General features: G+C 68.4%; 3 protein-coding genes. All 3 read left to right on the top strand.

Annotated elements, in window-relative coordinates; translation table 11 throughout:
* The first annotated feature begins 162 nt into the window (after window positions 1-162).
* Window positions 163-705, top strand: coding sequence for a nucleotide exchange factor GrpE (gene grpE, locus ACY35P_RS15120; protein WP_462116663.1), 543 nt, complete (start codon window positions 163-165; stop codon window positions 703-705).
* Window positions 706-798: 93 nt separating this feature from the next.
* Window positions 799-2727 (top strand): molecular chaperone DnaK, encoded by a 1929-nt coding sequence (dnaK, locus tag ACY35P_RS15115; RefSeq protein ID WP_462116662.1) that lies wholly within the window; start codon window positions 799-801, stop codon window positions 2725-2727.
* A gap of 102 nt (window positions 2728-2829) precedes the next feature.
* The coding region (gene dnaJ / locus ACY35P_RS15110; protein WP_462116661.1) for a molecular chaperone DnaJ at window positions 2830-3527 on the top strand (698 nt) is incomplete at its 3' end.

The raw sequence follows: 3527 nt of genomic DNA, 5'->3' as shown, positions 1-3527 counted from the left end.
GTAGGTCTTGCGGAGTCCGCGGGCGCGGACCACCGCGGCCGGGGCGGTCTGGGCATTCATTGCATGCTCTCCTTGCGCGGACCCGCGCTCGCCTTGAATCCCCGGGGCCCGGCCCCATAGCAGGCCCCGGCGCGCGATCCGCGCGAAGGAGACCAGCCTGCGATGACGACCGACCCGAACGTGCACGAGGCCGCCCCCGTCCCGGAAACCACCGGGGCCGGGGCCGACGAGGCGAAAAGCTGCTGCGATGCGCTGCAGGCGCAGCTCGACGACGCGACGGCCGAACTGGCGAAGCTGCGCGAGGACGTCCTCCGCGAGCGGGCCGACCTCGAGAACCAGCGGCGCCGCGTGGCGCGCGACATCGACACGGCGCGGCGCTTCGCGAACGAGCGCCTCCTCGGCGACCTGCTCCCGGTCATCGACAGCCTCGAGGCAGGCCTCTCGCAGGCGCCCGGCGACGCCGGCGCGCTGCGCGAGGGCATGGAACTCACCCTGCGCCAGCTCCTGAAGGTGGCGGGCGACAACGGGCTCGTCGCGGTCGACCCGGTCGGCCAGCCGTTCAATCCCGAGCACCACCAGGCCATGAGCATGGTCCCGTCCGCAGGTACGCCGGACAACCACGTGGTGCAGGTCTACCAGAAGGGCTGGCTGCTGAACGAGCGCCTGCTGCGACCCGCGCTGGTGGTCGTCGCGCAGTCCGGTTGAGCCCCGGCGCCTTGAACCGGCGCCGACGATCCATAGATAGAGCTTATCGGCGCACCGCGCCCCACGTATTCCAGAAATAGCAGGAGCATTCCCATGGGCAAGATCATCGGTATCGACCTCGGCACGACCAACTCGTGCGTCGCGGTCATGGAAGGCACGAAGGTGCGAGTCATCGAGAACGCCGAGGGCGACCGCACCACGCCGTCGATCATCGCGTACACGAAGGACGGCGAAGTGCTCGCCGGCGCCTCGGCCAAGCGCCAGGCCGTGACGAATCCGAAGAACACGTTCTACGCGGTGAAGCGCCTGATCGGCCGCAAGTTCACGGACGCGGAAGTGCAGAAGGACATCGGCCTGGTCCCGTACAAGATCGCCCAGCACGAGAACGGCGACGCGTGGGTGGAGACCGCCGACGGCCGCAAGATGGCACCGCAGCAGATCTCGGCCGAAGTGCTTGCGAAGATGAAGAAGACGGCCGAGGCCTACCTCGGCGAGACGGTCACCGAAGCGGTCATCACGGTGCCGGCGTACTTCAACGACAGCCAGCGCCAGGCGACCAAGGACGCGGGCCGCATTGCCGGCCTCGAGGTCAAGCGCATCATCAACGAGCCGACCGCGGCCGCGCTGGCCTACGGCCTCGACAAGTCGGGCGCCGACCGCAAGATCGCGGTGTACGACCTCGGCGGCGGCACGTTCGACGTCTCGATCATCGAGATCGCGGAAGTCGACGGCGAGAAGCAGTTCGAAGTGCTCGCCACGAACGGCGACACGTTCCTCGGCGGCGAGGACTTCGACAAGCGCGTCATCGATTACCTCGTCGACGAGTTCAACAAGGACCAGGGCATCGACCTGCGCAAGGATCCGCTCGCGCTGCAGCGCCTGAAGGACGCCGCGGAGCGCGCGAAGATCGAGCTGTCGACCGCGCAGCAGACCGAAGTGAATCTGCCGTACGTCACCGCGGACGCGTCGGGCCCGAAGCACCTCAACATCAAGCTGACGCGCGCCAAGCTCGAAGCGCTGGTGGACGACCTCGTCAAGAAGACGATCGAGCCGTGCCGCGTCGCGCTGAACGACGCCGGCCTGCGCGCGTCGGACATCAACGAGGTGATCCTCGTCGGTGGCCAGACCCGCATGCCGCGCGTGCAGCAGGCGGTGACCGAGTTCTTCGGCAAGGAGCCGCGCAAGGACGTCAACCCCGACGAGGCGGTGGCCATCGGTGCGGCGGTGCAGGGCGGCGTGCTGAAGGGCGACGTCAAGGACGTGCTGCTGCTCGACGTGACCCCGCTGAGCCTGGGCATCGAGACGCTGGGCGGTGTGTTCACCAAGATCATCGAGAAGAACACCACGATCCCGACCAAGGCCTCGCAGACGTTCTCGACCGCCGAGGACAACCAGTCCGCCGTCACGGTGCACGTGCTGCAGGGCGAGCGTGAGCAGGCGCGTTTCAACAAGTCGCTGGCCCGCTTCGACCTCACCGGCATCGAGCCAGCGCCGCGCGGCATGCCGCAGGTCGAAGTCTCGTTCGACATCGATGCGAACGGCATCGTGCATGTCACCGCCAAGGACAAGAAGACCGGCAAGGAGCAGAAGGTCGAGATCAAGGCCGGCTCGGGCCTGTCGGAGGACGAGATCAAGCGGATGGTCGAGGACGCCGAGGCCAATCGCGAAGAGGACAAGAAGTTCCACGAGCTCGTCGCCGCGCGTAACCATGCCGATGGCCTGATCCACATGACCCGCGGCGCGATCAAGGAGCACGGCGAGAAGGTGCCGGGCGACGCGATCGGTCGCGCGGAAACCGCGATCGCGGACCTCGAGACCGCGATGAAGGGCGACGACAAGGGCCAGATCGAGGCGAAGAGCCGCGCGCTGGAGGAAGCCGCGCAGTCGCTGCTGGCGGTCGCGCAGGCGGGCCAGGGCGGTGGCGACGCGGGCGCGCCGGGTGCCAATCCGGGCGGTGCGTCGCGCAACGATGACGTCGTCGATGCCGAGTTCACGGAAGTGAAGGGCGACGAGTCGAAGTAAGCTGTACCCGGACGGGAGCCGCGTTGCGGCTCCCGTTCCGTCTTGGGGACCCGCCGCGCGTGATCGACCCCGCCGGCCTGCACTGCACAGCGAACGAAGCCGATGAGCAAGCGTGACTACTACGAGGTCCTGGGCGTCGCCCGCGATGCGTCCGAGGAGGACCTCAAGAAGGCCTATCGCCGCTGTGCGATGAAGCACCATCCCGACCGCAATCCCGGCGACAAGGCGGCGGAGGAAGCGTTCAAGGAAGCCAAGGAGGCCTACGAGACGCTGTCGGACGGCGGCAAGCGCCGCATGTACGACGCGCACGGCCATGCGGCGTTCGAGCACGGCATGGGCGGCGGCGGTGGCGGCGCCGGGTACGCCGACATGGGCGACATCTTCGGCGACATCTTCGGGAACATCTTCGGCGGCGGCGCGCAGCGCGGTCCGCGTCGCGGTGCGGACATCGGCTACGTGATGGAGCTCTCGCTCGAGGAAGCCGTCGGCGGCGTCGAGAAGACGATCGACATCCCGACGCTCGACGAATGCGAAACCTGCGACGGAAGCGGCTCGTCGGACGGCAAGCTCGAGACCTGCGGCACGTGCCAGGGGCGCGGCCAGGTGCGCTTCCAGCGCGGCATCTTCTCGATGCAGCAGGGCTGCCCGCACTGCGGCGGCCGCGGCAAGATCATCGCGAACCCGTGCGGCGACTGCGCCGGCAACGGACGCGTGGAGCGCACCAAGACGCTGCAGGTGAAGATCCCGGCGGGCGTGGACAACGGCGACCGCATCCGCCTGTCCGGCGAAGGCGAGGCGGG

The sequence above is a fragment of the Lysobacter xanthus genome (assembly GCF_047159895.1).
The sequence above is the reverse complement of the archived record's forward strand: the minus strand, read 5'-3'. Positions and strand labels throughout refer to the sequence as shown.